Source organism: Nocardiopsis sp. JB363 (assembly GCF_900143625.1).
Taxonomy (GTDB): domain Bacteria; phylum Actinomycetota; class Actinomycetes; order Streptosporangiales; family Streptosporangiaceae; genus Nocardiopsis.
On the sequence record NZ_FRFF01000135.1, the window covers coordinates 102,255 to 128,077 of the forward strand.

Consider the following 25,823-nt stretch of genomic DNA (forward strand, 5'->3'; position numbering starts at 1 on the left):
TGATCCAAAAACCGCCTAGCGCTGGACCAGCAGTTCCAGGGCGCCGGTGCCGTCCTCATCGGCGAACCCTTGGGCCAGGCGTTCCTCCAACAGGTCGGAGAGGTGGGGACGTGGTGACCAGGCGAGGGGAGAACGCCTACCACTGCGGTATCGACGCGGCCATGGACGTGGTGGGCGGCAAGTGGAAGGTGCTGATCCTGTGGGCGCTGGAGGAGGAACCGCGCCGCTTCGGCGAACTGCGCCGGATGCTTCCGGGGGTCACGGAGAAGGTGCTCGCCGCCCACCTGCGTGAGCTGGAGACGGACGGCATCGTGCTGCGCACGGACTTCGCCGAGGTCCCGCCCAAGGTCGAGTACTCCCTCACGGACCTGGGTCGGAGTCTGAATCGGGCCCTGGAACCGCTGGGTGCCTGGGGACGCGAACACGTCTTGGGCGAAGCCCCGGAGACCTCCGCCCACTGACCCGCCCTGGGCCGACCCTGACCTCGACCTCGACACCGAAGCCACGCCACGGATTCGACGCGGGTGGTGTGTCCGGACCGGGTCCACGCGGTGGTCGAGGCACGGAAGACGATGTGCTCCTGCTGGGCGACCGCTGGGCGACCGCGGGTCCGGCCTCGGGGTTCGCCCCGACTGTTCCGAGGAGTGCGCGGGCCCCGGGACCCGACCAGGGGAGGTGCGTGTCCCGCGGCCGATCGGTCAGGGGAGCGGTTCGGGCGATGCGGCGGTGGGCTCGGTGTCGTCCTCGCCCTCGCGGCTGCTCAACAGCCTGCGCAACGAGGCCACCCGGTCCGGGTCGATCTCGTCGCGCGCCAAGGCCGCGGTGATGGCGCAGCCGGGTGCGTCCTCCTGGTGCGTGCACTCCGGTGGGCAGTCGACGGCGAACGCGTCGAGGTCGTGGAAACCCGCGACGATCTCTTCGGGGTCGATGTGCGCCAACCCGAAGCTGCGCACCCCCGGGGTGTCGATCAGCCAGCCGCCCTCGAACTCCAGGGCCGAGGCCGACGTGGACGTGTGCCGACCGCGTCCGGTGACCGCGTTGACGTGCCCGACGGCCCGATCCGCGCTCGGGACCAGCCGGTTGACCAGTGTGGACTTGCCCACCCCGGAGGAACCCACGAACACGGTGGTCCTCCCCGCCAGCCGGGCGCGGAGGCCGTCCAGGTCCTGGTCCGGACCCAGCACCTCGTAGGGCAGACCGAGAGGTTCGTAGACGCCGAGCATGTCGTCGGGGGAGGCCAGGTCGGCCTTGGTCAGGCACAGCAGTGGTTCCAGCCCGGCGTCGTAGGCGGCCACCAGACACCGGTCCACGAAACGCGGTTGCGGCGTGGGGTCGGCCAGCGCGCACACGATGGCGAGCTGGTCGGCGTTGGCCACGATGACCCGCTCCACCGGGTCGGTGTCGTCGGCGGTGCGTCTGAGCACGGACTCGCGTTCGCGCACCCTGACCACCCGGGCCAGGGTGTCGGGTCTGCCGGACAGGTCGCCGACCACGTCCACCCTGTCGCCGACCACGATGGAACCGCGGCCCAGCTCGCGTGCCTTCATCGCCACCACGGGGACCCGATCCACCAGACAGCGGTACCGGCCCCGGTCCACCGCGGTGACCATCCCCTCACGGGCGTTCTCGTGTTTGGGTCGCGTGCGGGTGCGCGGCTTGGAACCGCCTCGGGCACGCACCCGGATGTCGTCCTCGTCGAGATGACGTCCCCCGCCCCGCGTGCGACTCACGAGAGGACCTCCGACCACAGGCCCGGGAAGTCGGGAATGGTCTTGCGGGTGGTGGCGATGTTCTCCACCTCCACTCCGGGCACCGCGAGCCCGATCACCGCACCGGACGTGGCCATCCGGTGGTCGTCGTAGGAGTGGAACACCCCGCCGTGCAGTGGGCGTGGCCGGATCACCAGGCCGTCGGGCAGTTCCTCGACGTCCCCGCCGAGCTTGTTGATCTCGGTGGCCAGGGCGGCGATGCGGTCGGTCTCGTGCCGGCGCAGGTGGGCGATGCCGGTCAGCCGGGACGGGGAGTCGGCCAGGGCCGCGATCACGGCGATGGTGGGCGTGAGCTCGCCGACGTCGTGCAGGTCCGCGGTGATGCCGTGGATCGCCCCGGTTCCACGCACGGTCAGGCCGCCCTCGGCGGTGCGGGAGACTTCGCCGCCCATCCGGGTGAGCAACCCGCGCAGGGCGTCACCGGCCTGGGTGGTGTGCTCCGGCCACCCCTCGACGGTCACCTCGCCCTTGGAGACCAGGGCGGCGGCGAGGAAGGGGGCGGCGTTGGACAGGTCCGGGTCGACGGTGATCTCGGTGGCGCGCAGCGGACCGGGCTCCACCTTCCAGGAGTTCTCCCCGGTGGTGATCTCGGCCCCGGCGGCGCGCAGCATCTCCACCGTCATGTCCAGGTGCGGCTGCGAGGGAACGGGCGGGCCCTGGTGGCGCAGGTGCACCCCCTCGGTGAAGCGGGCGCCGCTGAGCAGCAGCGCCGACACGAACTGGGAGGAACCCGAGGCGTCGAGGACGACCTCGCCACCGCGCACCGAGCCGGTGCCGTGGATGGTCAGCGGGAACGCGCCGCGGCCCGCGTCGTCGATGTCGGCGCCCAGTGCGCGAAGGGCGCCGAGGAGCTCGCCCACCGGCCGTTCACGAGCCCGTGGGTCACCGTCGAAACGCACGTCCCCCGACGCCAGCGCGGCCAAGGGCGGAACGAAGCGCATGACGGTGCCCGCGTTGCCCACGTCCACGGTGGCCGGGCCGCGCAGCGGAGCGGGTGTGATGGACAGATCCGGGGCGTCCGGGTCGCCTGAGGGCACTTCGGTGACCGTGACCCCCAACGCCCGCAGCGCGCCCACCATGAGTTCGCTGTCCCGGCTCACCAGGGGATGCCGTACCAGGCACGGCCCCTCCGAGAGGGCCGCGATGACCAGGGCCCGGTTGGTGATGGACTTGGACCCGGGCAGGCGGATCCGGGCGTGCACCGGGGCGCCCGCGGTGGGCGCGGGCCAGTGCTCCCCGGTGGGAGTGTCGTTCCGGTGGGACGGCGTGGACGCGGAATCAGGCATGACCCAAGGTTATCGGTCCGGACCCCGACCTGGAGGATCGCGTGCCGCGCCTGTGGACGACCGGGGCGGTGGGTGGGCGGCGCGAAGCCGGCGGTGAGGGAGATTCCCCCGATATCCCCGGTAGGACGGCGCGGGGGTGGAGGACCAGAGGTGACTCCGCGCCCGTGGACGATCGGGGTTCGTGCCCGGCCATGGCCGAGAGGACGGAACGTCCGACGTATCCTGGATTCCGCCATGGTGTATCTGGATCACGCAGCCACGACCGAGGTCCGCCCCGAGGTGATCGCCGAGATGGCGGCGCAGCTCGGTGCCCTCGGCAACCCGTCCTCCCTGCACGGACACGGCCGTGCCGCCCGCCGGACCGTCGAGGAGGCGCGCGAGTCGATCGCCGCCGCGGTCGGCGCCACCCCGCACGAGGTCGTCTTCACCGCGGGCGGCACGGAGTCGAACAACATCGCCATCAAGGGCCTGTACTGGGCCCGCAACGCCGAGGCCCCCGCACGCACCCGGATCCTGGTCAGCGCCGTGGAGCACCACGCCGCCCTCGACCCCGCCCGGTGGATGGCCGACCACCAGGGTGCCGTGTACGAGGAACTCCCGGTGGACGCGGTCGGCCGCGTGACCCCGCGGGTCCTGCGCGACGCCATCGAACGCGACCCCGACTCGGTGGCCGTGGTGTCGGTGATGTGGGCCAACAACGAGATCGGCACCTTACAACCGGTGCGGGAACTGGCCGCGGTCGCCGCCGAGTTCGGCGTCCCCTTCCACACCGACGCGGTCCAGGCCGTGGGGGTGCAGGACGTGGACTTCGCCGACAGCGGGGTGAGCGCGCTGACCCTGAGCGGCCACAAACTCGGTGGACCCGTGGGGGCCGGCGCCCTGGTCGTTGCGCGTGGACTGGCCCCGGTGCCGGTGCTGCACGGCGGCGGTCAGGAACGCGACATCCGCTCCGGCACCCTGCCGACACCGCTCACCCGTGGCCTGGCCACCGCGGTGGGTCTGGCGGTGGCCGAACGCGAAGAGCACGCCGAACACCTGGCGTCGTTGCGCGACGAGCTGGAGGCCGGGGTCCGAGAGGCCGTGCCGGACGTGGTGGTCAACGGCGACCCCGACCGGCGGTTGCCGGGTATCGCCCACCTGTCCTTCCCCGGATGCGAGGGCGACGCCTTGCTGATGCTCCTCGACGCCCGCGGTGTCTCCTGCTCGACGGGTTCGGCCTGTTCCGCCGGGGTCGCTCAACCCAGCCATGTGCTGCTGGCCACCGGGGTCGACACCGAGGTGGCGTTGAGCAGCCTGCGTCTGTCCCTGGGCCGTACCTCCACGATGGGGGACGTGAAGCGTCTGGTGGCGGAGATCGGCCCCGCGGTCGAACGCGCCCGCGCCGCCCGCGCCAAACGTCGCCGCTGACCCGGACCCGACGGGCGGGCACAGGCCCGCCGGCACGGGACCACGTACGCGAAGAGGGATGGAAGGACCCTGTCCTTCCACCCCTCGCCGTTCGTCGAATCTTCGCCGGACGTCGCCGGACGTCGCCGGATGTTCGCCGTCCGGTCAGTCGTCGGCGCGGTTGATGGTGACGGACTCCAGCACGATGTCGCTGGTCGGCTTGTCGTTGGCGTCGGTCTCCACCGCGGAGATCGCGTCCACGATCTCCATCGACTCCTCGTCGGCGACCTTTCCGAAGATGGTGTGCATGTTGTCCAGGTGCGGGGTCGGCTCGACCGTGAGGAAGAACTGGGAGCCGTTGGTGGCCGGACCCGAGTTGGCCATGGCCAGCATGCCCGGCTCGTCGAAGGACAGCCCGGAGTCGAACTCGTCGGGGAACTGGTAACCGGGGCCGCCACGGCCGGTGCCCTCCGGGTCGCCGCCCTGGACCATGAAGTCCGGGATGATCCGGTGGAATACCGTCTCGTCGTAGAACTCCTCCGCGCCCGTCTCCGGGTTCGTCGCGAGGCCGCCCTCGGCCAGGCCGACGAAGTTGGAGACGGTGATGGGGGCGTCGTCGGGCAGCAGTTCCAGTTCGATGTCGCCCTCGCTGGTGTGCAGGGTCGCGCCCTCCACACCGGTGATGTCCACCTCGGCGGGCAACGGGGACTCCTCCGAGGCGTCGGGGGAGGGGGAGTCGGGCTCGGGCGCGGCCTCCTCGGACTGACACGCCGCCGTGGCGAACAAGGCGGTGCAGGCGAGGATCGATACCGGCAGGGTCAAGCGGTTCATCGGTTCACATCCGGGGATCAGGTTCGCGGCGGGGCGGCATTCAGCGTACTGCGAATCGGGACGGCTCCGACGTCCGGGACGCACTCGACCGAAACCCCACGAAGCTCAGGACGGAGACCCCGTCGGGTCCTCGTCGGCGTCGCGCTCGCCCTGCTCACGGCCTTCCGGGCGCTGTTCCCGTTGCTCTCGTCGCTGCCGTTCGAGGCGTTCGCGTTCCTCTCGGGCCTGGAACTCCCTGGCCCGGACGCGCTGCTCCTCGGCGCGTTCGCGGCACTGCCGCAGGAACGCCTCGTCTTCCTCGGAGGTGGAAGCGCGTGCCCGCCCCGGGTGTTCGTACTCGGGGAAGGGCGAAGGAGGACCCACCGGGCCCTCGGCGAGTTCGGGACGGCGTCGCGGACGACCGAGCAGGAACCACGCCGCGGCACCGATCTTCGGCAGCAGCAGGACGATCATCGCCCAAGCGGTCTTGGGTAGAAGGCGGATCTCCTCCGCGTCGGATCCGATGACGTCGAAGAGCACGTAGACCCAGAACGCCAAGGAAAAGAGTGCGGCGAAGAGGGCGAGGTAGACCAACGGACCTTCCAATCGGGGGAAACACTCGACAGGGGAAGAACGACATGGCGGACTTTGTGCTGACTTATCACGGATGGCCGCACCCGCCAGGTCGCTTGACCAGCCACCGGGGGGCAAGAGAAGGTCGAAGTCCGGGGGCTGGGGCGTCGCATCGAGGGTATGTCACTCCAGTCCCCCAGGGGCGTCGGCAGAATCGGGAGAGGTCATGGGCATGAAATCGGCGTTGCCGTCGGCGATGTGGCTCCCCTTCGGGGCTCGGATCCTGCGTGCCCGCTCCGACCGAGGGCTTTCACGCAGTGATCTCGCCAAGAGTGTCGGTGTCACCGACGACAAGCTCCGTGAGGTGGAGGACGCGCACTGCAGACCGGCCCGTTCCCTGGTCGAACGGGTCGACACCGCTCTGGGTACCGAGCACCAGTTGCTCGACGCCTGGGCCATCACGTTGCAGGCGGAGGCCTTCCCCAACGAGTTCGGCGACATGCGAGAACTCGGCACCCACGCCGCCCGGTTGTGGGAGCACCAGCCCATGACCGTTCCGGTCTTCCTGCGCACCCGTGAGTACTCGCGGGCGGTGCTGGGGCCGCGGCATTCCCACATGGAACCCGAGGAGATCGAGGCCATGGTGGAGGAGGAGATGGCGTACCGCGCGGCGATGACCGGACCCGAAGGTCCGGCGCTGCGGGTGGTCATCAATGAGTCGGTGCTGCGCCGGCCCCAGGGCGGGGCCACGGTCCTCAACGCCCAGCGCGATTTCCTCGCCGACCTCGTCGAAGCGGGCATCGTCGATCTCGCGACCATCCCCGAGGACACCCCGTACCACCCGGGTCTGGGTGGCGCGTTCCGGATCATGGAGTTCGCCGACCGCCCCAGCATGGTGTACGCGTTCGCCGCCCAGGGCGGCGATCTCACCGGGGACAGCGAGGACGTCGGACACTGCCGGAAGGTGCGCGAATCCATCGAGGAGGCGAGCGTGGAACTCGCCCCCGGTTCCGAACTCCTCACCGCGCGCTGGCCCGAGGGGTGACCCGAAGACCGGGTCGTTGGATGATCGGTTCCGGAAAAGTCTTGGGAGCGCACCTGCGCATGAGCTAGGTTGCCCGCCATGGATATCGCTATCACTTCCGGATACGTCGTGCCCGTCGTAGGAGACCCCATCGAGGGCGGGACGGTCCTGATCTCCGACGGCCGCATCACCGCAGTGGGGACGGCGGACGAGGTCGCCGTCCCCGAGGGCGCCGAGGTCGTCGACGCCGCGGGCGGGTGGGTCCTACCCGGCTTCGTCGAGGCCCACGGGCACGTGGGCATCCACGAGGAGACCATCGGCTGGGCCGGTGACGACACCAACGAGATGACCGACCCCAACGGCGCCCGCATGCGTGCGCTCGACGCCATCAACCCCGCAGACCAGGGCTTCGTCGACGCGCTGTCGGGTGGCGTCACCAGCTCCGTGATCAAGCCCGGTTCGGGCAACCCCATCGGTGGCCGTACCGTCGCCATCAAGATGTGGGGCCGCAGCGTCGAGGACCGTCTGCTCAAGGAACCCGCCAGCGTCAAGAGCGCCCTGGGAGAGAACCCGAAGCGCGTCTACGGCAACAAGGACACGCTCCCCTCCACCCGTCAGGGCGTGGCCGCGGTCATCCGCGACGCCTTCACCAAGGCCCAGGACTACAAGGCCAAACGGGATCACGCCGCCGAGGAGGGCAAGCCCTTCGATCGTGACAACACCCTGGAGACCCTCGTCCAGGTGCTGGACGGCGAGGTGCCCTGGTGCCAGCACGTGCACCGCGCCGACGACATGCACACCGCGATCCGCCTGGCCGACGAGTTCGGCTACCGGCTCATCATCAACCACTGCACCGAGGGCCACCTGTTGGCCGACGAGATCGCCGCGCGCGAGATCCCCGTCATCACCGGCCCGCTGATGACCGCCCGTTCCAAGGTGGAGGTCGGTAACCGGACCCTGGCCAACCCCGGCATCCTGGACCGCGCCGGCGTCAAGGTCGCCCTCACCACCGACGCCCCGGTCATCCCCGTGGAGTTCCTCGTCTACCAGGCGATCCTGTGCGTGAAGGAGGGCATGGACCGCGACTCCGCGATCCGTGCGATCACCGTCAACCCGGCCGAGATCATGGGCTTGGACGACCGTGTGGGTTCCCTCAAGCCCGGCCTGGACGCCGACGTGGTGCTCTGGTCCGGCGACCCGCTCGACATCATGAGCCGCGCCCTGCGCGTGTTCGTCGGCGGCCGTGAGGTGTACACCTACGACCAGGAGCGCCGCGAGGGCACCGCCCTGGACCCCTACTACCGGGAGTCCTGAGCACCGGCGCCATCCGCGTCCTCCGTCCCCTCCCCTAAGGCGGGGTGAGGGGCATCTGAGGTACCCGCCACGCCGCGGCCGACCCGTCTAAGGGGGCCGCGGCGTCGCTGTTCGGTGAGGTCTTCCGATGTGCCGCAGGGGCCCTTAGACCGAGTCTGGGATCAGCCGGGGGAACGACTCCCGGCCGGTGAACCCCCGGAGGCCCCCATGCACCCCGATCACAGCGCTCAGGCCGCCGACCGGTACCGCGCCGAGATGGAGCGGATCGCACGCGAGGAGCGACTGGCCGGTGAAGCCACCGAAGGACGGCGGAAACGCGAACGCGAACGCGCCGAGAGTCGTGACCCACGACCGCGATGATCCGGACCGTGGTCCGCGCACCGTCGTCACCGGGTCGACTCGGCCCCCGTCGTAGGGCGCGGACCGCCATGACGAGGATCCCCGCCCCCATGACGAAGGTCGAGGGCGGGTCCGGGCGCCCGCCCGGACCCGACGGAATCCGCCCGCTCAGTCGACCCGTCGGAAGGTCGCTTCGCCCTCGGGAGCCGGCCCGTACACGACGCTCACCCGCTCGGTCGCCAACCGCTTGAGGAACCGCTCCTCATCACCCGCGCTCGGGGCGGGGGTCAACACCAGCGGAACGCCGGAGACGACCGCGGCGGTGAGTACCGACAGGTCCTCGCCCAGGGCAGTCAACGGGGCGTCGGAGGCGACCACCACGGCCAGCCGGTCGCCCTCGGCCAGCCCCCAGGCCTCGGCCCGGGCCCGACCCGCCGCCACCACCTCGGCGCCGGTCAGCGTACGCTCGCCCACCTCCAGCGCGATCTCTCCGGCGTCCACCGGATAGGACTGGAAGTGGTCGCCGTGTCCGCGCACCTCCACCGTGTAGTCGGTGACCATCGCCGGCACCTCCTTGAGCGGCATGCCCAACGAGTCGAGGGAGGTGCCCACGACCTCCTCGGCGCCTCCGTCCTGGGCCTCCGTCAGCCGGTCGGGGTCGGCCACCGCGACCTCGGTGTCGCGGGCCACGCCGCCCGAGCCGTCCAGTACCACCGCCGCGCCCACCGACCAGCAGGACAGCAGCCACGCCAACGACTGCCAGTGCGGTGGCAGCGCCACCGCGACCCGGTCGCCCGGCTGGGTTCCGAAGCCGTCCACCAGCATGTTCGAGGTCTTGGAGACCCAGTTGTCCAGGGTGGCCCGGGACAACTCCACCCGGTCCCCGAGGTCGTCGTAGGAGGTCACGAACGGGCGGCCGGGGTCGGTTGAGACGAGAGCGCGCCACAGCGGCGCGGGAGAGTCGGACATGGCCCTCATGGTAGGAGCCTCGGGGGAGCGGACGGCGACCGCGTCCCATGTCACGGTCCCGTCGCGAGGATGACACGGTGTGCGTACCCGTGCGGAAACTGCCAGAGTTGCCCCATGCGCTTGCTTCCCGGACGGTTCCTCGCCCGTGTGACCGCGCTCCCCGCGATCGCCCTCTCGGCCTGGCTCCTCGTCGCCTTCCCTCTGCTGGTCGCGGGCTGGTTCACCCCACTGCTCGGGCTCCTGCTGGGAGCACCCGCGGTTCTGGTGGCCTGCGCGCTGTCACCCCGCCTGATCCCCGACCTCGACGAGGACCATCCCTCCTGGTGGCCGGTGGTGGCGGTACTGCTCATCACGGTCGCCTTCGCCGTGGTCCAGATCGCCTACCACGCCGAGGCCCTGGTCATCCGCCGCGACCCCGCCTCCTACGCCATGTACACGTCGTGGATCGCGGAGAACGGGTTCCTGCCCATCCCGCAGCAGCGCGAACTCATCGCCGGTGACGACCCGGCGCTCGGCTACCAGAGCCTGGCCCACTACGAACGCGACGACGTCATCTGGCCGCAGTTCATGGCGGGCGCCCCCCTGGTGCTGTCGATCGGCTACTGGCTGGGCGGGCTCGACGGCATGCTCGTCACCACCCCGATCCTCGGCGCGCTCGGCGTCCTCACCTTCGCGGGGCTCACCGCCCGTCTGGTCGGGGCGCGCTGGGCGCCCTTGGCCGCGCTGGTCCTGGCGATCTGCCTGCCCCAACAGTGGGTGAGCAGGTTCACCTACAGCGAGCCGCTCGCCCAGATCCTGCTTCTCGGCGGGCTCGTCATCGCGTTCGACGCCCTGAGTCGAAGACGGTCCCTCACCGGTGGTTGGAGCACGGGGCACACCCTGGCCGCCATCGCCGGGGTGGTGCTCGGTCTCGGGGTGCTGGTGCGCATCGACGCCATCCGCGACCTGCTGCCGGTGATCGGCTTCGTCGGAGTGTTCCTCGTCGCCCGGCGCGGCCAGGCCCTGCCCCTGCTCGGCGGACTCGTCGTGGGTGTCGGCTACGGCCTGGTCGCCGGGTACGGCTACTCCCTGCCCTACCTGGAGTACCTGGCGGACTCGATGAACCCGCTGCTCCTCATCGGCTTCGCCGTCATCTTCCTCACCGTCGTTCTCACGGCCGCGCTCTGGCGCTACGGGTTGCCGCACACCGAACGGGTGCGGTGGCTGCCGAACGCGGTCGGCCTGCTCGCGATCCTCGTCATGGCGGGTTTCGCGATCCGGCCGTGGCTGTGGCCGGACTACGGACACGGCAGCGACTTCACCGACCAATGGGTCGCCGCGGTCCAGCAGACGGAGGGACTGCCGATCGAGGGCAGCCGCACCTACTACGACATGAGCCTGTACTGGGTGGGTTGGTACGTGGGTCTGGGCACCGTGCTGTTCGCGGTCCTGGGGGTCGCCCTGGTCCTGCGCCGGCTCGCGCAGCGCCGAGACCCGCAGTGGCTGTTGCCCGCGATGCTGCTCGTGTGGACGGTCGCCACGATCCTGCTGCGTCCCGCCATCACACCGGACCATCCCTGGGCCAGCCGTCGACTGATCGTGCTGGTCATCCCGGCGTTCATCCTGTTCGCGGTGTGGTTCCTGGCCTGGCTCACCCGCTACTGCGAACGGTCCGTCCGACACGGTCGCGGTGGCCCGCTCGTCCGCTCACTCCCGACGGTGGTGGCCGCCGGGGCGGCCGTCGCCCTGCTCGGCCCCACCCTGGTCACCTCCGCGGCCGGGATCATGGGGTACCGGCAGGACGTCGGAACGGTCGCGGCGACCGAACGCCTGTGCGCGTCGCTACCGGAGGACGCCTCGGTCATCGTGGTGGACTCGGGGATGGCGGGCGCCTATATGCCGCTGATCCGCAACGTGTGCGGGGCGCCCACGGCGTCGATGGATCAACCGGACGAGGAATCGGTCGACCGGGTGGTGGCCGCCGTGTACGAACGGGACCGCACCCCCGTGCTCGCCGCACCGGAGTGGCACGTGCTGGAGGAGACCACCGACGACGCCGAGGAGGCCGAACGCGAGTTCCACGTCATCGCCGACATGGACCCGAGTACGCTCATGAAACCTCCCACCGGTTCCTGGGACTTCCACGGCAGCGTCTGGACGGTCGTCCCATCGCCCCCCGAATGAGACCTTCCGGTCCTCCACGGCGGTGCCCCCGAACCGCCGTTCGCCACTCCGACAAACCCGCTCCGTCGAGAAGAACACCATGAGTCACGCCGACACCGAACAACCGCGCGAGCGCGCCGACGAACCTCCCGTCCGGGTCACCATCGTCCTGCCCTGTTACAACGAGGAGGACCACGTCGTCGACGAGGTCAAGCGGATCTGCTCGGCCATGGACACCTCCGGGTACGGCTACGAACTGCTCGCCGTGGACGACGCCTCACGCGATGGCACCCTGGACCGTCTGCGCGAGGTCGAGCACCTCTTCCCGTGTATGAGGGTGGTGGCCTTCGGCCACAACGGAGGGGCGGGCACCGTCAGACGGATCGGCAGCATGCGGGCCCGGGGCGAGTTCGTGGTGTGGACCGATGCCGACATGACCTACCCCAATGAGCGCATCCCCGAACTGGTCGCCATGCTCGAAGCCGACCCCGAGATCGACCAGGTCGTCGGTGCGCGTACCCAGGAAATGGGCACCCACAAGGCGCTTCGGGTCCCCGCCAAGTGGATGATTCGCAAGACCGCCGAACGCCTCACCAACACCCGCATCCCCGACCTCAACTCCGGGCTTCGGGTGTTCCGCAAGGACGTCGCCCGCCCCTACCTGCGTCTGCTGCCGCCCGGGTTCTCCTGCGTCACCACCCTCACGCTGGCGTTCCTGTCCAACCAGCACCAGATCAGGTACGTGCCCATCGAGTACGCCAAACGCGCCGGGGTCTCCAAGTTCCACTTCGTGAGCGACGCCTACCGGTACATCCTCCAGGTGTTGCGCATGGTCATGTACTTCAACCCGCTCAAGGTCCTGATGCCGCCCGCGCTGTGGTTGTTGGGCATCGGCGTGGCCAAGTTCGTCTTCGACCAGACCCGGAACCTGTTCTACCTGCCCAGCAACACGGTCTTCATCCTCATGACGGGGTTGATCCTCGTGGCCATCGCGCTGCTGGCCGACCTCATCGTGCGCTCCAGGGAGCACTCGTGAACCGGCGGATCACGCTCGTCGGGCCCGCTCACCCCTACAAGGGCGGTGGGGCACGGCACACCACCGAACTCGCCCACCGCCTGGCCGCCCAGGGACACCAGGCCCGGATCGAGTCCTGGCTGGCCCAGTATCCGGCGGCTCTCTACCCGGGGGAACAGACGGTCGCCGACCCCGAGGGCGAGCCCTTCCCCGACACCCGGCACGACCTGGCCTGGTACCGGCCCGATGGTTGGTTCACGAGGGGTCGGCGGCTGGCCCGCACCGAGGACCTGGTGGTGTTCACCCTGTTCTCGCCCGTCCAGGTCCCCGCCTACCTGGGGATCCTGTCCGGGGTGCGGTCGGCGCGTGCCTCTCGGACCCGAGTGGTGGTGCTCTGCCACAACGTCCTGCCGCACGAACGCCGGTCCGTGGACGTCTCCCTGGTCCGCGCCCTGCTGCGCCGCGTCGACGGGGTGCTCACCCACTCGGGTGAACAGGCCCACCTGGCCGAGGGGCTCCTCGGCCCGGGACGTGAGCGCCCGGTGGTGGCGCCGATGCCCCCGCACCTGCCCGAGACCGGAGCCCGCCACGAACCGGCCCCGGGGGAGCGGCGCCACCTGCTCTTCCTCGGGATCGTGCGTCCCTACAAGGGCGTAGACGTGTTGCTGCGGGCCCTGGCCGAAGAGGGCGTGCCGGACGACGTCACGCTCACCGTGGCCGGCGAGTTCTGGGGTGGTTCGGCCGACCTGGCCGCCCTGGCCCGTGGCTTGGGGATCGCCGACCGGGTCCGTTTCCGCGAGGGCTACGTGCCCGCAGAGGAGTTGCCAGAGCTGTTCGCGGGCGCGGACGCCATGGTGTTGCCCTACCGTTCGGCCACCGCCAGCCAGAACGTGTGGCTGGCCCACGAGCACGGTCTGCCGGTGATCGCCACCCGGGCGGGTGCTCTGGCCGACCACGTGCGTGAGGGCGTGGACGGGCTCCTGTGCGCGCCGGGCGACGTCGCCGACCTGGCCCGGGTCCTGGGTGAGTTCTACCAGCCCGGTGTTCCGGAGAAGCTGCGCGCGGGCGTGCGCCCGGTGGAGGCGGCTCCGTACTGGAAGGACTACACCGACCGTCTCCTACGAGCCTGAACGCCGGCGGTGAGACGCCTGCGGTGGGGGAGGGCCCACCGCAGACGGGGTTCTGGCCGACTACCGCAGAGCGCTTCTGAGGAAGCCGGTCCACTCGGAGGCGGGGAAGGGGAAGTGCCCGGCGTCGGGGTGCTTGGAGTCGCGGATGGCCGCGCCGCAGGGGAGCTCGGCGACCTCGACGCAGTTGACGTCCTGGGCGCTGTAGCTGCTCTTTCGGAAGCCGGTGGGGATGTGTGCGACTTCGACGCACTCCGCGCGGTCGCCGCTGTAGCTGGACTTGAAGAAGGTCAAACCGTCATTCGTGGGCATGCTGTTTGTATGACTCCAGGCTCTGTTCTAGGAACTGGATGCTCTCTGCTGGGCGATGAGCGGCTGCGTTCAGGTTCGAGAAGATCGTTACATATCGCTGCACGGATGCACTCTCTTGGACAAAGAGGCTGTCCGTTGATGTCTCGGTGTAGACGATGCTCGGGTCGGGCTCGCTAGGGAAGTCCAGGAGAAAGAACGACCCGGATAGCGCGGCATGCATGCCAGCCTGAAACGGTAGGACCTGGATGTTCACGTTATGGTGCATCGCCATGTTGACCAGGTGCTGAAGTTGTTCCTGCATCACAGACGGGTTGCTCACCTGCCGGTGGAAGGCTGCTTCGTCGATTACCGCCCACAGGTGTAGCGGGTTGTGCCTGGAGAGAACGTGCTGACGCTGGATGCGAGCGTCGACATGGCGCCTGACTTCTTCATCTGTGTAGGCACCTCCGCCACGGAAGACAGCTTCAGCGTAGTCGGGCGTCTGAAGCAGGCCAGGAATGACCTGGCACTGGTACATGCGGATCATCGAAGCCTCAACCTCGAAGTCTGGCAGGGCGTTACCGCCGAACACGTCCTTGTAGCTGGACCACCAGCCCTTCTCCTTCGACTCCCGGGCCAGTTCCTGGAGGGCGGCGCGTATGTCGCTGGAGGCTCCATAAAGCTCAGCGAGTGCATCGATGTCGCGGGGCTTGATGCGGCGGGCTTCAGCGGACTCGATGTTGCTCAGTGTGGACTGAGGGACGGAAGCTTCCTTGGCGGCTGCGGAGAGTTGGAGGCCGCGATCCTCTCTCAAGCGGCGGAGCTCCCGGGCGAGCCTTCGTCGTCGCACGGTGGGGCTGATCGGATGGTTCATGAGCGAAGCCTATCCAAAACTTTTTCGTATATCGAGAATTAGTGTTGACATCTTGTATATCGCGCCTCATGATGGAGATGTAGCCAGTGATCGGTGGATCACTCAGGGTTCATCTGGTCAGGCTATGCCTTGCCCGTTCCGCGCATCACGGCCTCCGTGAGACTCCTCCAACGGGCATCCGGCAACGATCCCCCGACTCATGTGTGCAGCCATGTCAAGGAGTGTGTTCGTCATGCCCGAAACCGTCCTCACACCCGTGGTGCCCGTCCCGGTGGAAGGGGAAGCGCTGGTTCCGTTGGCCAGCTTCATCCGGCCCTTCCAGCGCCACTACTTCTCACGTTTGCCCGAGCGTCCCAACTACCGGGCGCGCAGCTACGACTTCGCGGGCCTGCCCGCCCTGTTGCCGCTGGTTCGGGCGTTCCTGGACACGTGTGCGGCCACCGAAACGGCCGACTACCGCTACCTGTTCACTCTGCTGGGGTGTGAGCTGGCCACCAACTCGATCCAACACAGCCTCTCCGGATACCCGGGCGGCAGCTACACCCTGCGAGTTCACCGAGACAAGGAAGGGCTCCGCCTGACCTGCCACGACCGAGGAGCACTACGCGCCCGCACCACCCGTACCGGCCGGGCCACCCACCTGGCCCCCACCCGGCAGGGGGCTGGGCTGGGCGCCGAATCCGGGCGCGGGCTGGCCATGGTCGATGCCCTGGCCACCTCATGGGGTGACAACGGCAACGTCGAGTACCGCACCGTGTGGCTGTACCTGGCCTACGACCTGGCTGAAAGCGCCTGGAACAACCCCAACTAAACGACATGTCACGGACATGAGACGGGCCCAGGAGAGCGCGCCAACGCTCTTCCGGGCCCTGAACCCCCAAAACCCACACATGCTCATATGCAAGGAAAAGAGGATCTGATGAGCCACCCTATCCCCGCGCCCCGTCGCCCCGTGGACACGCGACCCGCTGCTTCGGCCCAGCCGATCACTCAACCCGCCCCGGCGGCTTGTGTCTCCTGCACTCACCCCACCTGCCGCACCAGGCGCGCCCGTACCCTGCCCCGCCTGGGTGGACACCGCGCCGAGTTCGCCCGCGAACACCACCAGGCCGCCGCGCTCCAGGCCCGCCACCGGGGTTTGCTCGTGTGGTGGGGCGAGGCCACGCAATCCTTCTGGGTCGCTTCAGCCACGGGCATGTACGAGGCCGAAACCTTCGATGACCTGCTCGCCCACCTGTGGGCCCAATCCCAGAGCCGCCTACTGCCCCGGAACCTCCAGTTCCAACACTGACCGACCCGGTACCCCCGGCGCCCGTTATACCAAGGCAGGCGTCGGGGTGTGCTCGCAGATGAAGAGAGGGTGGAACGGGCAGCGGCTCCTTTAGTTCCAGGCCCGCACGAAGGACCGCACTCATCCGTTGTGTGGATGCGCGAACCTGGAGACGAGCACTTTGGGGCATCGGCGCGGGTATGAGCCTGTGGCGTACCCGACGGCCTTTCTGGTCTCACACCCAAGTTCCGACCACCTGACCGTCGACCACCAGCGTCGGCTACACTTCCGCGATCTGGTTGAACGCCTTGGACGCGGGCAGCGGGCCGAGGTGGTGCGGGTTGGGTGCCGCGCTGCTCGGCTACGACGAGGCACCCCAACCACAGGAACTTGTGGTGCGGCAGCGTTGGGCGCTACTCCATCACCGCTGTTGCTCCCTCGATACCGCTGACGACCGCGTACTCAAGATCGTTGATGCCGACGCCGTCCTTCACCGCATCGAAGTGGATGCGGGCGGAGGCGATCTTGCCCTGTTCCATAGGGCGAAGGAGGGCTTCCTCGCTGACGCCCTTGGTCTCGAACACGATGTACCGACTTCCGTCGGTACGTTCCACCGTCAACGCCCAGTCGGGGTTGTAGCGTCCCAGAGGAGTGGGAATCGTGAACGAGGCTGGAAGTTTGACGAACGCCTTGACCTCGGAGCGTTTTAGCAGCTCTAGCGCGAAGTCCTTCTCAGTCTTCGAATCGACGACCAGGTACTGATAGACGGACTTCTTCTCGAAGGAGATGGCGTTACCGTCGGCGTCGGAGACGATGTTGCCTCCAACACCGGTATAGCCGGCGGTCTCGGATTCGCTGAACAGAGCGAGCGCGTATCGGCGTTCGGAATCTGGCCGTGAGGCGTCCACCAGTTCGTAACGCAGCCCCTCGACCAGGAAGTTCTCCTTGGTGACATTGATGAGTCGGGTCACCTGATCGATGTAGGCCTGCGGGTTGTAGCGGAACTGTGGGAGCGTACCGGACTCCGTGAGTACGTGGGCGAGAGTGGCACGGGTCAGCTGAGTGCGATCTGAGAGAACGGAGAGGATGTCGGGCAGGTTCTCACTGTCGGCGTAGGTGACGTCCGCGCGCCGTGTCTCGGAGGCCTCCGAAGCCAGCCCGCTCTGATCGATCCGTTCCACGCGGTGCGTGGTCCATTCACCCCGACGCTTGGGCACCGCGGGCATGTCGCGCAGCGCCTTGAGCATCGAGGCACGCAGATCCGCTTCGTCGATTTCGACACGGTACTCCGTGCGGTGCCGAATGCGGTTCCACAGTTCCTGGAACTCCGGGCTCTCCAGCCGCTCCTTGACGAGAGGTACGGGGACACGTTCCCCAGCCTTCTTCACGTCGACAGGACGGACCAGACGTTTGATGAACCCGAGTACCGCATTGACAGCGGCCGGGGAGTCCACAACACCACTCACGAGATTTTCGAGGTTCGAGTCTTCCGCCCGCACAGTGAGACGCAGGCTTTCCTGAACCTTCCCCTTGCCATCGATGTAGCCCTCATGCAGCAGCGCCTGGTACAGACCCTCTGCGGCGGCCGCACCCACGGGCACGCTGCTTCCGTCCTCGGTTTTCACGGGTAGACGGGAGAGGCCCTCCATGCTGATGTACCCGAAACGGATGCCCAGGTCTTCAGCCATCTCGTGCTGGAGGCGGTCAGCGAACTCCTCGTATGACTCGTTCGCGATCACAGTGAGGCGGTTGACGTCGAAGCCCTGCACACGATCGCCGGAACCGTCCACGCACAGGCGTAGGCCACGGCCGATGGACTGACGCCGCCATCGCTCGGTGCCCATGTTCCGCAGGACGCAGATCTGGAAGACGTTGGGGTTGTCCCACCCTTCCTGCAAGGCCGAGTGGCTGAAGATGAAACGAAGCGGGGTACCTGGTGTGGTCAGACCGACCTTGTCCCGCATGATCTGCTCATAGGCGCGACCGGCCTGCTGACGCCCCTTCTCCGAGCTCTCCTTGGTGTCCACCAGAACCTCGGCGCCACCCTTGCGGCGGTCCACGGAGAAGTACCCTTGGTGTGCTTGTCTCGCGACCGTTTCGGCTGCGGATTCGCCCAACAGGGTGTTGAACTCTGGTTCGGAGGCGATGCGTGTGTACTCCTCCTCGAAGATCCGCGCGTACTCGCCAGGAAGCGGTTCGTTGTCGGGTCCGTATTCGCGATATTTGGCAACGGAGTCGACGAAGAAGAGGCTGAGGACCTTGATCTCGCGCCCGTGAAGAGCGAAATCCTGCTCCTTGCGCAGATGCTGCCGGATGGTCTGGGCGATCATCTGACGCGCGCGTTCTTCGACACTGACCTCGTCACCGATGCTGTCGCCGGCCCTCAACGGACGCGCGACGGTATCGAAGGAGATGCTTTCCTGTCCTGAGGCCGCGTTGATGGCGGTTACCGTGAGGTCCTTGTACAGGTCACGGCCGGTCACGTCCGCGAGATTACTGCGTGTCCCGGTATCGACCGTGATGGTCTTGCGCTTGATCTCGTTGCCCTGTTCGACATCCGCTTGGACACGAGCCGTGAGGTTTCGCTTCACATCAAGCAGCTTGACGTAAGGGATGGTTCCACTGGCGGAGGTCTCCAGGGAATCGACCTCGATCTGCTTGACCAGCTGCTTCTCGTAGGCGGCGATGGCGTCCAGACGGTAGACGAGGTTGGCCTTGTCGTCCCTGGAATGGGTCGCCGAGTAGCGCAGTGTGGCCAGAGCGTTGAACCCTTCCAACGCCTTCCGGCCCGCGCCCGTCTTCTTGCCGCTTCCGGTGTCGCCGTACACGCTCTGCGGTTCGTCTACGATGATGATCGGATTCGTGGCGCGAATCAGATCAGCGGGAACCTCGAAGTCGAGATCCTCGGCTGGCTGATAGACCTTGTTGCTCTGTTTGTTGATCGAGGCGATCGTGACGATCATGATCTCGATGCTCGGCGAGGTAGCGAACGAACGCACCCGGGACGGGTTGCCACCATCGAACTGGAAAGAGTTCATCGGGGGATTGCCGTACAAGGTTGCGAAGTGGTCTCGTAGCATTCGGATGGATGTTTCGACACCCTCCTTGATGGCCACCGAGGGCACCACCACCATGAACTTGGTGAACCCGTAGATCTGGTTTAGTTCGTAGATGGTGCGCAAATAGACGTACGTCTTACCGGTGCCGGTCTCCATTTCGATGGTGAAGTTCATCGAGTCCAGCGATGGTTCCGGTACGAGGCCGGTACGGTTCTGTACCTCCCGCATATTGGCCAGGATTGTCTCGGGGTCCAGGTGCAGCATGTTGCCGTGACCGTGCTCGGACATCCCCTCGATCCCCGCACGGGCAGAGGGGTGAGCGTGCACGGTGAACTGGGAGCTCAGGGTCTCCTGGCCCTTGAAAAGGCCGGTGACGGCGTCGATGGCCTGGCGTTGGTAGTCGAGGTCCGCATCGAAGGAGAACTTCATCAGATGCTCCGCAATTTGGTGAACCCGGCTTGTTCGAGAGCCGCAGCGAAGTTGAGCTTGGCGGCGGAGTCGATGAAACCCGTGTCACGAACAACGACCGTGGTATCGACGTCCGTAGGATCTTCGTCGCGCCAGGTAGTCAAAGCCTTGGCGATCTCGTTGGCCCGGTCAACGTTCATCTGAGTACCGAAGTAAGCGAACAGAACACCTGAAAGGCTGTAGAGGGTGCTGCCCGCAACCTCACGGGTTTCCACGGGAGTGGTCAGATCGACACCCAGGCGCAGCATCATCTCGACGAGGAGGTCGTTCGTGGTGCGGCCTTCGACAAGGTTGTCGACGGATTTGAACAGGTTGAGCTGGTCTGGGGAGCCGTCCCAGGGCTTTACGTTGCTGGATGCCAGGCGGTAGGAGCGGAAACCGGTGTCCACGTGCGCGGTGTCCAGGGTCAGTTTTGAAGCAATCTGAGCTCCAGCGCGGCGCAGTCGTTCGCGGGTGATGTCCGCGATGGTCTTGTAACCGTCCCGATCGATGAGCTCATCGAGCTGAACCAGGATGTAACGGCGGTTGCCACCGTCGGCAGCATTGAGGTCCATAACGGCATGGCCTGTTGACCCAGATCCCGCGAAGAAGTCAAGGACAAGGGTTTCGGGTTTTGACTGCGTGACAAGATTGACCCAACGGGCGATTACACTCTCGTCCTTGGGGAAGGTGAATATTCCCTTTCCCAAAAGGGAATCCAGTCGCTTTGATGCCGCTCTCCGGTCCATGTAGAAAACTGGTAGCACGCTCTGGGTGCTGGTTTCGTCGAGATAACGCTTCAATGTAGGACGTGTTGTCTCATCGGATCCGAACCTGATACGTCCCTCTGTGAGCATCTGCGTCATCCGTGACTTCTCGAATGCCCAACCGTTTGGGTGCATGTTAACGGGTTGCTTTGTCTCCGGGTGGAGAAGGTCGTAGCACAGGTTGGCTCGGGGGTTAGGGCTTCTCAGATCACTACGGAAGTAAACGACTCCTGGTCGGCCGCTGTTGCCGTCCACCTGATTGTAGTGTTCGGATGCCCGGCGAGGGTCATTTGGATCGAGGCTTTTCCACCATTCTTTCATTATTTTTGTCGCGTCGGACTCATTTTCTCCCGAATCTTCCCAGGCTTTTTTCCCGGCGGCCAGGATTGACTCGAGTCCGGGCTTTGGCTCTCGCCATCGCACATCCGATAGGGTGCTGATATTTTTGACGTAAATCAGCATGTAGTCGGTGGAAGGTGATAGGAGGTGGGCATCGTTCTTGCGGCCACCCTCCCAAGTCACGCTGGCAACGAAGTTCTCGGCGCCAAAGATTCGATCCATCAGCAGTTTGAGGCGTGCGTGTTCGGTGTCATCGATGGCCGCGATGATGACACCTGTCTCCTTGAGGAGGTGGTGAGCGACAAGCATGCGCGGATACATCATCGACAGCCACGCACTGTGCTTGGAAGCGCCGGCCTTACGATCCTCGGCGCGGTCGGATCCCACACCGGTTTGGAGGACGCCCTCCTCGTCTCGCTGACCGGCTGCCGTCTCGTGCTCGGCCTGGGTGGTGGTGCGCTTGTCGTCGTAGATGAAGTCGTTGCCTGTGTTGTAGGGCGGATCGATATAGATCACGTCGACCTTGTTCGTGTAGCCACGGCGCAGCAGGCGCAAGACCTCGAGGTTGTCACCTTCGATCACGATGTTTCGTGTGGCGTCCCAGTCCACGGATTCCTCTGGCTTCGGCAGAAGTGTTCCTGTGGCGGGGACCGTCGACAGGCGCCGGGCCTCGGCCATCCCCGGCCAGCGCAGCCCGAAGGCCTCGGTGCTGGGGGAAGAAGCGTCCTCGCCCAACAAGTCCCGGAGTACGTCGAGGTCTACGGTGCCGTCGACCATCGCGTCAGGGAACAGGCGAGCCAAAAGATCGAGGTTCGACTTGGCCTCTCCCGGGCCGGACAGATCGCTGACCGGTTCGAATTCCAGAGTCACGAGGGTGTCCTTCTTGTGCTGATATGGGGCGAGGGAGTGTCCCTCAGGGGCGGTCATCGTTGTGGTCAGGACGGTAGAGGAGACCCCTGACACGATCGATCTTCGCGCGAGTCTGCTTCGACTGAATTCTCAGATCGATGCGATGTTGTGTGTTCTTCGCCTGACCGGCTTCACGCAGGAGTTTTACCATCTCAGCCTCCAGCTCGGTCAGTTGTCTGCGTAACCCGATGGCTGCGTCGGCCTGCAAAGCCGCGCTCGCGGGGTGACCATCGGCTGCGGCCGTGCGGGCGAGGTCACGGTACAGAGCCCACATGTTCGAGCGGTCGAGTCGTTCCAGGTGGAGGGAGCCGGGAGCGATCTGATCGGTCGGCACGATGAGGTGTTCCTCGATGACAGAGGAGGAACGAGTGGGGTCGGTCCGGCTGACATGAGTGAGTGCGAGGGAGAGGATTTCTGTGCCGTCGGGCATGGAAACGAGTAACACCACGGGTCTGGCCATGCTGCGGTGGATCAGTTCGATCACACGGTTGCGTTTGCTACCGGTGACCTTGTCGGCCAGGGAGATGTCCAATACCGGGATGTCGGTGATGGCGCGTTCGTCATCCTCGTACGCAGACACCTGGATGGTCGAAGGGCGGAGCATGCCGGACACCCACGCCGAGTGAACGGCCTTGTTGATCAGCCGTGCGTCAGCCGGGGATTGCTCTTCGAATTGCGCGGCGAGCATCCTTTTGGTGACGCGTTGCCGTAGCCGCGCCGTATCCGGCAAACCTAGCAGGATTGCGGCGCTGCGACCTGCGGAAACGTCACTCATGGGATCACCGCCACCCAGGCGATCACGTCGACGGCCTCCAGCCCGGGTACGGCCTTCTCCGCGCCCAGTTGGGAGGGGCCCGCGGAGAAGAGAGAGGCGACCATGCTCTCTTCGGCCTTGCCGGAGGCGGCCCGGATCGCGGCGTCCAGCAGGTCGCGGTAGTGCTGCATGGATTTTCCGGACCTGGTGGCCTTGGTGAAGTCAGCGAGGACGGTGGATTCGGGTTCGGTGCTGCCGTGGCAGTGGCGGCGCAGTACGTCGAGGGCCATCTTCGGCTCTTCGATGGGATGCGCGAGCTCGCCGTCGTCGGTCACGTAGGCGAGCACGTACGGGGCCAGCGGGTAGGCCTTGGAGAAGGTAAAGGCGTCGTCGCGCACGTGCAGTAGAAAGACCGCACCGGGGGAGAGGCCGTCGTCTGTGAGGGTCTTGTCGAAGCGGGTGACGCCGAACAGTGCCTTGGGCCACCTCGCGATCTCCTGGACCTCCTTGCGCGGGCGTGCCGCCGCGTCCATCCGGAAGTCGGAGAGGGTGAGGTCGGTGATACTCAGACCTCCGGCGAGGTCTTCCATGGTGGGGGCGGTGGCCTGCATCCGCTCGAGTTGTTTGCGCCGGTAGTCGAGGTCGTTCATATCGTCGGAATTGACGTCCAGGAGGTTCTCTTCGCCGGTGGCGGAGACGTCGAGGAGTGTCATTCGACTGGATACGCGGGATTCGAGGTTGATGTAGGCGTCCAGATCGATGTTGGGCCAGAAGTTCACCAGCTGGACGCTGGTGTTCGTGGTACCCAACCGGTCCACGCGCCCGAACCGTTGCACGATGCGGACGGGGTTCCAATGGATGTCGTAGTTGATCACGGTGTCGCAGTCCTGAAGGTTCTGACCTTCGGAGATCGTGTCCGTGGCGATCACGATATCGATCTGCGGGGAGTCCGGCTCGCCGCCCTTGGAACGAGGGGAGAACGCGGTGAGCACGTCGATCATGTGCTTGCGCTTCATCGGGAGAGTGGTTCGGGAGGTCTGCCCGGTGATCAGCCCTACGTGTACACCCAGCTCGTCACGGGCCCAGCCGGCCACGTGCTGGTAGAGGTATTCGGCCGTGTCACTGAACGCGGTGAACACCAGGGCCTTGCGGTTGTCGCCGTTGGTGGGGTGCTCGGCCTTGTCACGAAGGAACCGCTTGAGCTCGGCGAGCTTGGCGTCGCGAGGGGATTCGACGGTCTGCACTTCGGTCAACAGGGCTTCCACCGTCTTGCGGTCCTGTTCCAGCTCTTGCCGCCAGCGGATCCGGTCGATGTCGGCCAGGAACACCTTGACCTTGCCGCCTACGGTGTCCTCGAACTGGGGGTCATCGAGGTCGATCTGCTCCAAGCCGGCGAAACCGTCGATCGAAGTTCCCTTGGCACCGGACGCCTCGAAGGTGTCAATGCTCGTGATCGCCATATCGATGGTGCCGAGGATCTTACCGAGGGTCTCGCCCAGGGAGTTGACGGAGGACTCCAGGCGTTTCAGGAGCCCCACCCGTAGCAGGTGCACCACGTTGTTCTCGCGGTCGGTCTGCTTCCACACCCGCTGACCGCCCGTACGCACCCGCTGGTCGTACTTTTGCGCATAACGCTGAACGTGTTTCGCGTTGACGTAGGAGATGGGCTTATACGCTGCCAGGTTCAGGCGCAGGATCGACTGGTTGATCTCCTCTAGGGGGATCATCGCGTTGTCCGAATCGATCGGCGGGCTGAGGTTGATCGGGGCCAGACGCTCGGGGAACTTCCCCACGTCCTCGATCCCGTAGTACTTCTCGATGTGTTTGCGTGAACGGGCGATCGTGACCAGGTCCAGCAGCCGGATGTAGTCCATGCCGAGTGTGTTGACCAGAGACTTCGCGCTCCTGGCTTGTGCGGGTGTGTTCTGCCAGTTGTTGAAGTGCCGCTGGGCCTTGGACAGGGTCGAACCGATGCTTTTGATCCCGTCATCGGCCAACGCCTGGTCGTCGCCTTCCGTGACGAACAGGACCTGGTTCTTCAGGTCGGCCAGGCGGGTGTTGACCGGTGTGGCGCTGAGCATGAGGACCTTGGTCTTGACACCAGCTCTAAAGACCTCGTCCATGAGGCGCGAATATCGTGTCTTGCGGTCTTTGACCTGCGGGTTATTTCGGAAGTTGTGGGACTCGTCGATCACCACGAGGTCGTAATTGCCCCAGTTGATGTTGGCGAGGTCGATGTCGCCCGAAAACCCGTGCGTGCGGCTGAGGTCGGTGTGGTTGAGCACGTCGTAGTGGAAACGATCCTTGCTCAATGGGTTGCGGGTGTCGTTCGATCGATAGATCGTCCAGTTCTCCCTGAGCCGTTTGGGAGCCAGAACGAGGACCCGGTTGTTCCGAAGCTCGTAGTACTTGATGACTGCGAGTGCCTCGAAGGTCTTCCCCAAGCCGACACTGTCGGCGATGATGCAGCCGTTGTGCCGTTCCAGTTTCTCGATCGCGCCGAGTACACCGTCACGCTGGAACTTGTAGAGCTTGTTCCAGACAGCGGAGTCATAGAAACCCGTCTTACCGCGTTCGGCGGTCTCTTCACCGGATTCCTCGACGAAGTCCTTGAACAAGGCGATCAGGATGCGCAGGTAGACGGACTCTGGGGCTCGATCTTCGAACAGGGCTCGAGCGGCCTCGAGGAACTCCTCCTGGATCGGCTGAGAGTTCGCGTCGTCGTGCCACATCCGATCGAAGTTGACGACGGTCTGCTCTACCTTGTCCGCGTCGGTGAACGGGTGAAGGAAGTGCAGATCATCAGATGCCACGAGACCGAGACTCTCAGCATCGAATCCGGCCTGTTCGACCGCGTAAGGGAATGGCCCCTCAATGCTGGTCCAAGTGTTGCGTGTCCGTCGGTTGAGTGCCCTTACCCGGAGGTGTTCTTCGGCCCAGCCGACGAACGCTTGGGCGAGCCGGTGCTGATCGAGCCGAGCACGCTTGAGGTTCTCCTTCTCGCGACCGTTGAGGGTGAAGCCCTCCTGGCTCTCTTGATGCAGAAGCAGACGCAGGTCGACCTGGGCCAGCTCGCTCTGTAGCGCTTCATAAACGAAAAGGGAGAACGACTCTGCAAGTGTGTCCAGACGTGTAGCGCCGGTCAGGTGCTTGCGTAGCTGATCGATCGCATTGCCAGCGTTGCTGGGGGCCATGAACGCTGAACCTCCGGGATGTACCTGTAGACGTGGGTTCTGACGGCTCGGTAGTACCGCCGATGCTATCGAGGCCGTATGACCGCTGCGGGGTGACGATCAGTTCTTGGAGCCGTGCCACTTCAGTGGATAGGTGGACCGGAAGCTGTTCAGACCTGTTACGGC

21 protein-coding genes are annotated in these 25,823 nt (G+C 66.2%); 10 read left to right on the top strand and 11 right to left on the bottom strand.

Annotation, left to right across the window (positions count from 1 at the left end; translation table 11 throughout):
- Positions 1-110 precede the first annotated feature (110 nt).
- Positions 111-461, top strand: a complete 351-nt coding sequence (locus BQ8420_RS21370; RefSeq protein ID WP_369825526.1) for a helix-turn-helix domain-containing protein — start codon at positions 111-113, stop codon at positions 459-461.
- A gap of 237 nt (positions 462-698) precedes the next feature.
- On the opposite strand, the gene rsgA is transcribed toward BQ8420_RS21370, so the two are convergent.
- Both rsgA and aroA read right to left on the bottom strand, forming a co-directional pair.
- Positions 699-1,730 carry a ribosome small subunit-dependent GTPase A gene (gene rsgA, locus BQ8420_RS21375; protein WP_087100930.1) on the bottom strand — a complete coding sequence of 344 codons (1,032 nt, stop codon included), beginning with the start codon at positions 1,728-1,730 and terminating at the stop codon, positions 699-701.
- Positions 1,727-3,055, bottom strand: a complete 1,329-nt coding sequence (gene aroA / locus BQ8420_RS21380) for a 3-phosphoshikimate 1-carboxyvinyltransferase (protein WP_087100931.1) — start codon at positions 3,053-3,055, stop codon at positions 1,727-1,729. The genes rsgA and aroA overlap by 4 nt, the downstream gene beginning before the upstream one ends.
- A gap of 234 nt (positions 3,056-3,289) precedes the next feature.
- Between aroA and BQ8420_RS21385 the strand changes: the two genes are divergently transcribed.
- Positions 3,290-4,462: a cysteine desulfurase family protein gene (locus BQ8420_RS21385; protein WP_087100932.1), complete on the top strand. Its 1,173-nt coding sequence runs from the start codon at positions 3,290-3,292 to the stop codon at positions 4,460-4,462.
- A 144-nt stretch (positions 4,463-4,606) separates the two neighbouring features.
- Here BQ8420_RS21385 and BQ8420_RS21390 read toward each other — a convergent pair whose 3' ends face one another.
- Both BQ8420_RS21390 and BQ8420_RS21395 read right to left on the bottom strand, forming a co-directional pair.
- Positions 4,607-5,272 (bottom strand): peptidylprolyl isomerase, encoded by a 666-nt coding sequence (locus BQ8420_RS21390; RefSeq protein ID WP_087100933.1) that lies wholly within the window; start codon positions 5,270-5,272, stop codon positions 4,607-4,609.
- Positions 5,273-5,377: 105 nt separating this feature from the next.
- Positions 5,378-5,845, bottom strand: a complete 468-nt coding sequence (locus BQ8420_RS21395) for a PLD nuclease N-terminal domain-containing protein (RefSeq protein WP_087100934.1) — start codon at positions 5,843-5,845, stop codon at positions 5,378-5,380.
- Positions 5,846-6,056: 211 nt separating this feature from the next.
- Between BQ8420_RS21395 and BQ8420_RS21400 the strand changes: the two genes are divergently transcribed.
- From BQ8420_RS21400 to BQ8420_RS32415, 3 genes are all read left to right on the top strand, one after another.
- Complete coding sequence (locus BQ8420_RS21400; protein WP_200816040.1) at positions 6,057-6,869, top strand: helix-turn-helix transcriptional regulator; 813 nt, start codon at positions 6,057-6,059, stop codon at positions 6,867-6,869.
- 78 nt (positions 6,870-6,947) lie between these two features.
- The gene (locus BQ8420_RS21405) at positions 6,948-8,162 is read left to right on the top strand and encodes an amidohydrolase (protein ID WP_087100936.1); all 1,215 of its coding nucleotides are present in this window, start codon (positions 6,948-6,950) and stop codon (positions 8,160-8,162) included.
- Between the two features lie 207 nt (positions 8,163-8,369).
- Positions 8,370-8,522: a hypothetical protein gene (locus BQ8420_RS32415; RefSeq protein ID WP_200816034.1), complete on the top strand. Its 153-nt coding sequence runs from the start codon at positions 8,370-8,372 to the stop codon at positions 8,520-8,522.
- Positions 8,523-8,669: 147 nt separating this feature from the next.
- Here the strand turns inward: BQ8420_RS32415 and BQ8420_RS21410 are convergent, their stop codons facing one another.
- A complete protein-coding gene (locus BQ8420_RS21410; RefSeq protein ID WP_087100937.1) occupies positions 8,670-9,470 on the bottom strand; it encodes a TIGR03089 family protein in 801 nt (266 codons plus the stop codon).
- A 114-nt stretch (positions 9,471-9,584) separates the two neighbouring features.
- Here BQ8420_RS21410 and BQ8420_RS21415 point away from each other — a divergent pair, with 114 nt between their 5' ends.
- The 3 genes from BQ8420_RS21415 (at position 9,585) to BQ8420_RS21425 (ending at position 13,757) form a co-directional block, all read left to right on the top strand.
- The gene (locus BQ8420_RS21415; protein WP_087100938.1) at positions 9,585-11,633 is read left to right on the top strand and encodes a hypothetical protein; all 2,049 of its coding nucleotides are present in this window, start codon (positions 9,585-9,587) and stop codon (positions 11,631-11,633) included.
- Positions 11,634-11,712: 79 nt separating this feature from the next.
- Positions 11,713-12,648, top strand: a complete 936-nt coding sequence (locus BQ8420_RS21420; RefSeq protein WP_087101014.1) for a glycosyltransferase family 2 protein — start codon at positions 11,713-11,715, stop codon at positions 12,646-12,648.
- Entirely contained in the window at positions 12,645-13,757 is a 1,113-nt protein-coding gene (locus tag BQ8420_RS21425; protein WP_087100939.1) for a glycosyltransferase family 4 protein, read from the top strand. Before BQ8420_RS21420 ends, BQ8420_RS21425 begins: the two co-directional genes overlap by 4 nt.
- A gap of 60 nt (positions 13,758-13,817) precedes the next feature.
- On the opposite strand, the gene BQ8420_RS21430 is transcribed toward BQ8420_RS21425, so the two are convergent.
- Positions 13,818-14,066, bottom strand: a complete 249-nt coding sequence (locus BQ8420_RS21430; RefSeq protein WP_087100940.1) for a DUF397 domain-containing protein — start codon at positions 14,064-14,066, stop codon at positions 13,818-13,820.
- On the bottom strand, positions 14,053-14,919 hold the full coding sequence (locus BQ8420_RS21435) for a helix-turn-helix transcriptional regulator (protein WP_087100941.1): 867 nt from the start codon (positions 14,917-14,919) through the stop codon (positions 14,053-14,055). The genes BQ8420_RS21430 and BQ8420_RS21435 overlap by 14 nt, the downstream gene beginning before the upstream one ends.
- A 232-nt stretch (positions 14,920-15,151) precedes the next feature.
- Between BQ8420_RS21435 and BQ8420_RS21440 the strand changes: the two genes are divergently transcribed.
- Together BQ8420_RS21440 and BQ8420_RS21445 are read left to right on the top strand one after the other, a co-directional pair.
- Entirely contained in the window at positions 15,152-15,730 is a 579-nt protein-coding gene (locus BQ8420_RS21440) for an ATP-binding protein (protein ID WP_087100942.1), read from the top strand.
- Positions 15,731-15,838: 108 nt separating this feature from the next.
- A complete protein-coding gene (locus BQ8420_RS21445) occupies positions 15,839-16,210 on the top strand; it encodes a hypothetical protein (RefSeq protein ID WP_087100943.1) in 372 nt (123 codons plus the stop codon).
- A gap of 392 nt (positions 16,211-16,602) precedes the next feature.
- Here BQ8420_RS21445 and BQ8420_RS21450 read toward each other — a convergent pair whose 3' ends face one another.
- Genes BQ8420_RS21450 through BQ8420_RS21465 form a run of 4 tightly spaced genes read right to left on the bottom strand, consistent with a single transcriptional unit; the run spans position 16,603 to position 25,658 of the window.
- A complete protein-coding gene (locus BQ8420_RS21450) occupies positions 16,603-19,677 on the bottom strand; it encodes a DEAD/DEAH box helicase family protein (protein WP_087100944.1) in 3,075 nt (1,024 codons plus the stop codon).
- The gene (locus tag BQ8420_RS21455; RefSeq protein ID WP_160049382.1) at positions 19,677-21,671 is read right to left on the bottom strand and encodes a site-specific DNA-methyltransferase; all 1,995 of its coding nucleotides are present in this window, start codon (positions 21,669-21,671) and stop codon (positions 19,677-19,679) included. Before BQ8420_RS21455 ends, BQ8420_RS21450 begins: the two co-directional genes overlap by 1 nt.
- A 43-nt stretch (positions 21,672-21,714) precedes the next feature.
- Positions 21,715-22,485, bottom strand: coding sequence for a DUF4391 domain-containing protein (locus BQ8420_RS21460; protein ID WP_087100946.1), 771 nt, complete (start codon positions 22,483-22,485; stop codon positions 21,715-21,717).
- Complete coding sequence (locus tag BQ8420_RS21465; protein WP_235006403.1) at positions 22,482-25,658, bottom strand: helicase-related protein; 3,177 nt, start codon at positions 25,656-25,658, stop codon at positions 22,482-22,484. The genes BQ8420_RS21460 and BQ8420_RS21465 overlap by 4 nt, the downstream gene beginning before the upstream one ends.
- Positions 25,659-25,823 lie beyond the last annotated feature (165 nt).

Coding starts and splice junctions, on each gene's coding strand:
- BQ8420_RS32415 (WP_200816034.1), top strand. CDS start 8,370: ATGCACCCCGATCACAGCGCTCAGGCCGCCGACCGGTACCGCGCCGAG.
- BQ8420_RS21430 (WP_087100940.1), bottom strand. CDS start 14,066: ATGCCCACGAATGACGGTTTGACCTTCTTCAAGTCCAGCTACAGCGGC.
- BQ8420_RS21385 (WP_087100932.1), top strand. CDS start 3,290: ATGGTGTATCTGGATCACGCAGCCACGACCGAGGTCCGCCCCGAGGTG.
- BQ8420_RS21420 (WP_087101014.1), top strand. CDS start 11,713: ATGAGTCACGCCGACACCGAACAACCGCGCGAGCGCGCCGACGAACCT.
- BQ8420_RS21415 (WP_087100938.1), top strand. CDS start 9,585: ATGCGCTTGCTTCCCGGACGGTTCCTCGCCCGTGTGACCGCGCTCCCC.
- BQ8420_RS21460 (WP_087100946.1), bottom strand. CDS start 22,485: ATGAGTGACGTTTCCGCAGGTCGCAGCGCCGCAATCCTGCTAGGTTTG.
- BQ8420_RS21440 (WP_087100942.1), top strand. CDS start 15,152: ATGCCCGAAACCGTCCTCACACCCGTGGTGCCCGTCCCGGTGGAAGGG.
- BQ8420_RS21450 (WP_087100944.1), bottom strand. CDS start 19,677: ATGAAGTTCTCCTTCGATGCGGACCTCGACTACCAACGCCAGGCCATC.
- BQ8420_RS21405 (WP_087100936.1), top strand. CDS start 6,948: ATGGATATCGCTATCACTTCCGGATACGTCGTGCCCGTCGTAGGAGAC.
- BQ8420_RS21390 (WP_087100933.1), bottom strand. CDS start 5,272: ATGAACCGCTTGACCCTGCCGGTATCGATCCTCGCCTGCACCGCCTTG.
- aroA (WP_087100931.1), bottom strand. CDS start 3,055: ATGCCTGATTCCGCGTCCACGCCGTCCCACCGGAACGACACTCCCACC.
- BQ8420_RS21435 (WP_087100941.1), bottom strand. CDS start 14,919: ATGAACCATCCGATCAGCCCCACCGTGCGACGACGAAGGCTCGCCCGG.
- BQ8420_RS21465 (WP_235006403.1), bottom strand. CDS start 25,658: ATGGCCCCCAGCAACGCTGGCAATGCGATCGATCAGCTACGCAAGCAC.
- BQ8420_RS21400 (WP_200816040.1), top strand. CDS start 6,057: ATGAAATCGGCGTTGCCGTCGGCGATGTGGCTCCCCTTCGGGGCTCGG.
- BQ8420_RS21445 (WP_087100943.1), top strand. CDS start 15,839: ATGAGCCACCCTATCCCCGCGCCCCGTCGCCCCGTGGACACGCGACCC.
- BQ8420_RS21410 (WP_087100937.1), bottom strand. CDS start 9,470: ATGTCCGACTCTCCCGCGCCGCTGTGGCGCGCTCTCGTCTCAACCGAC.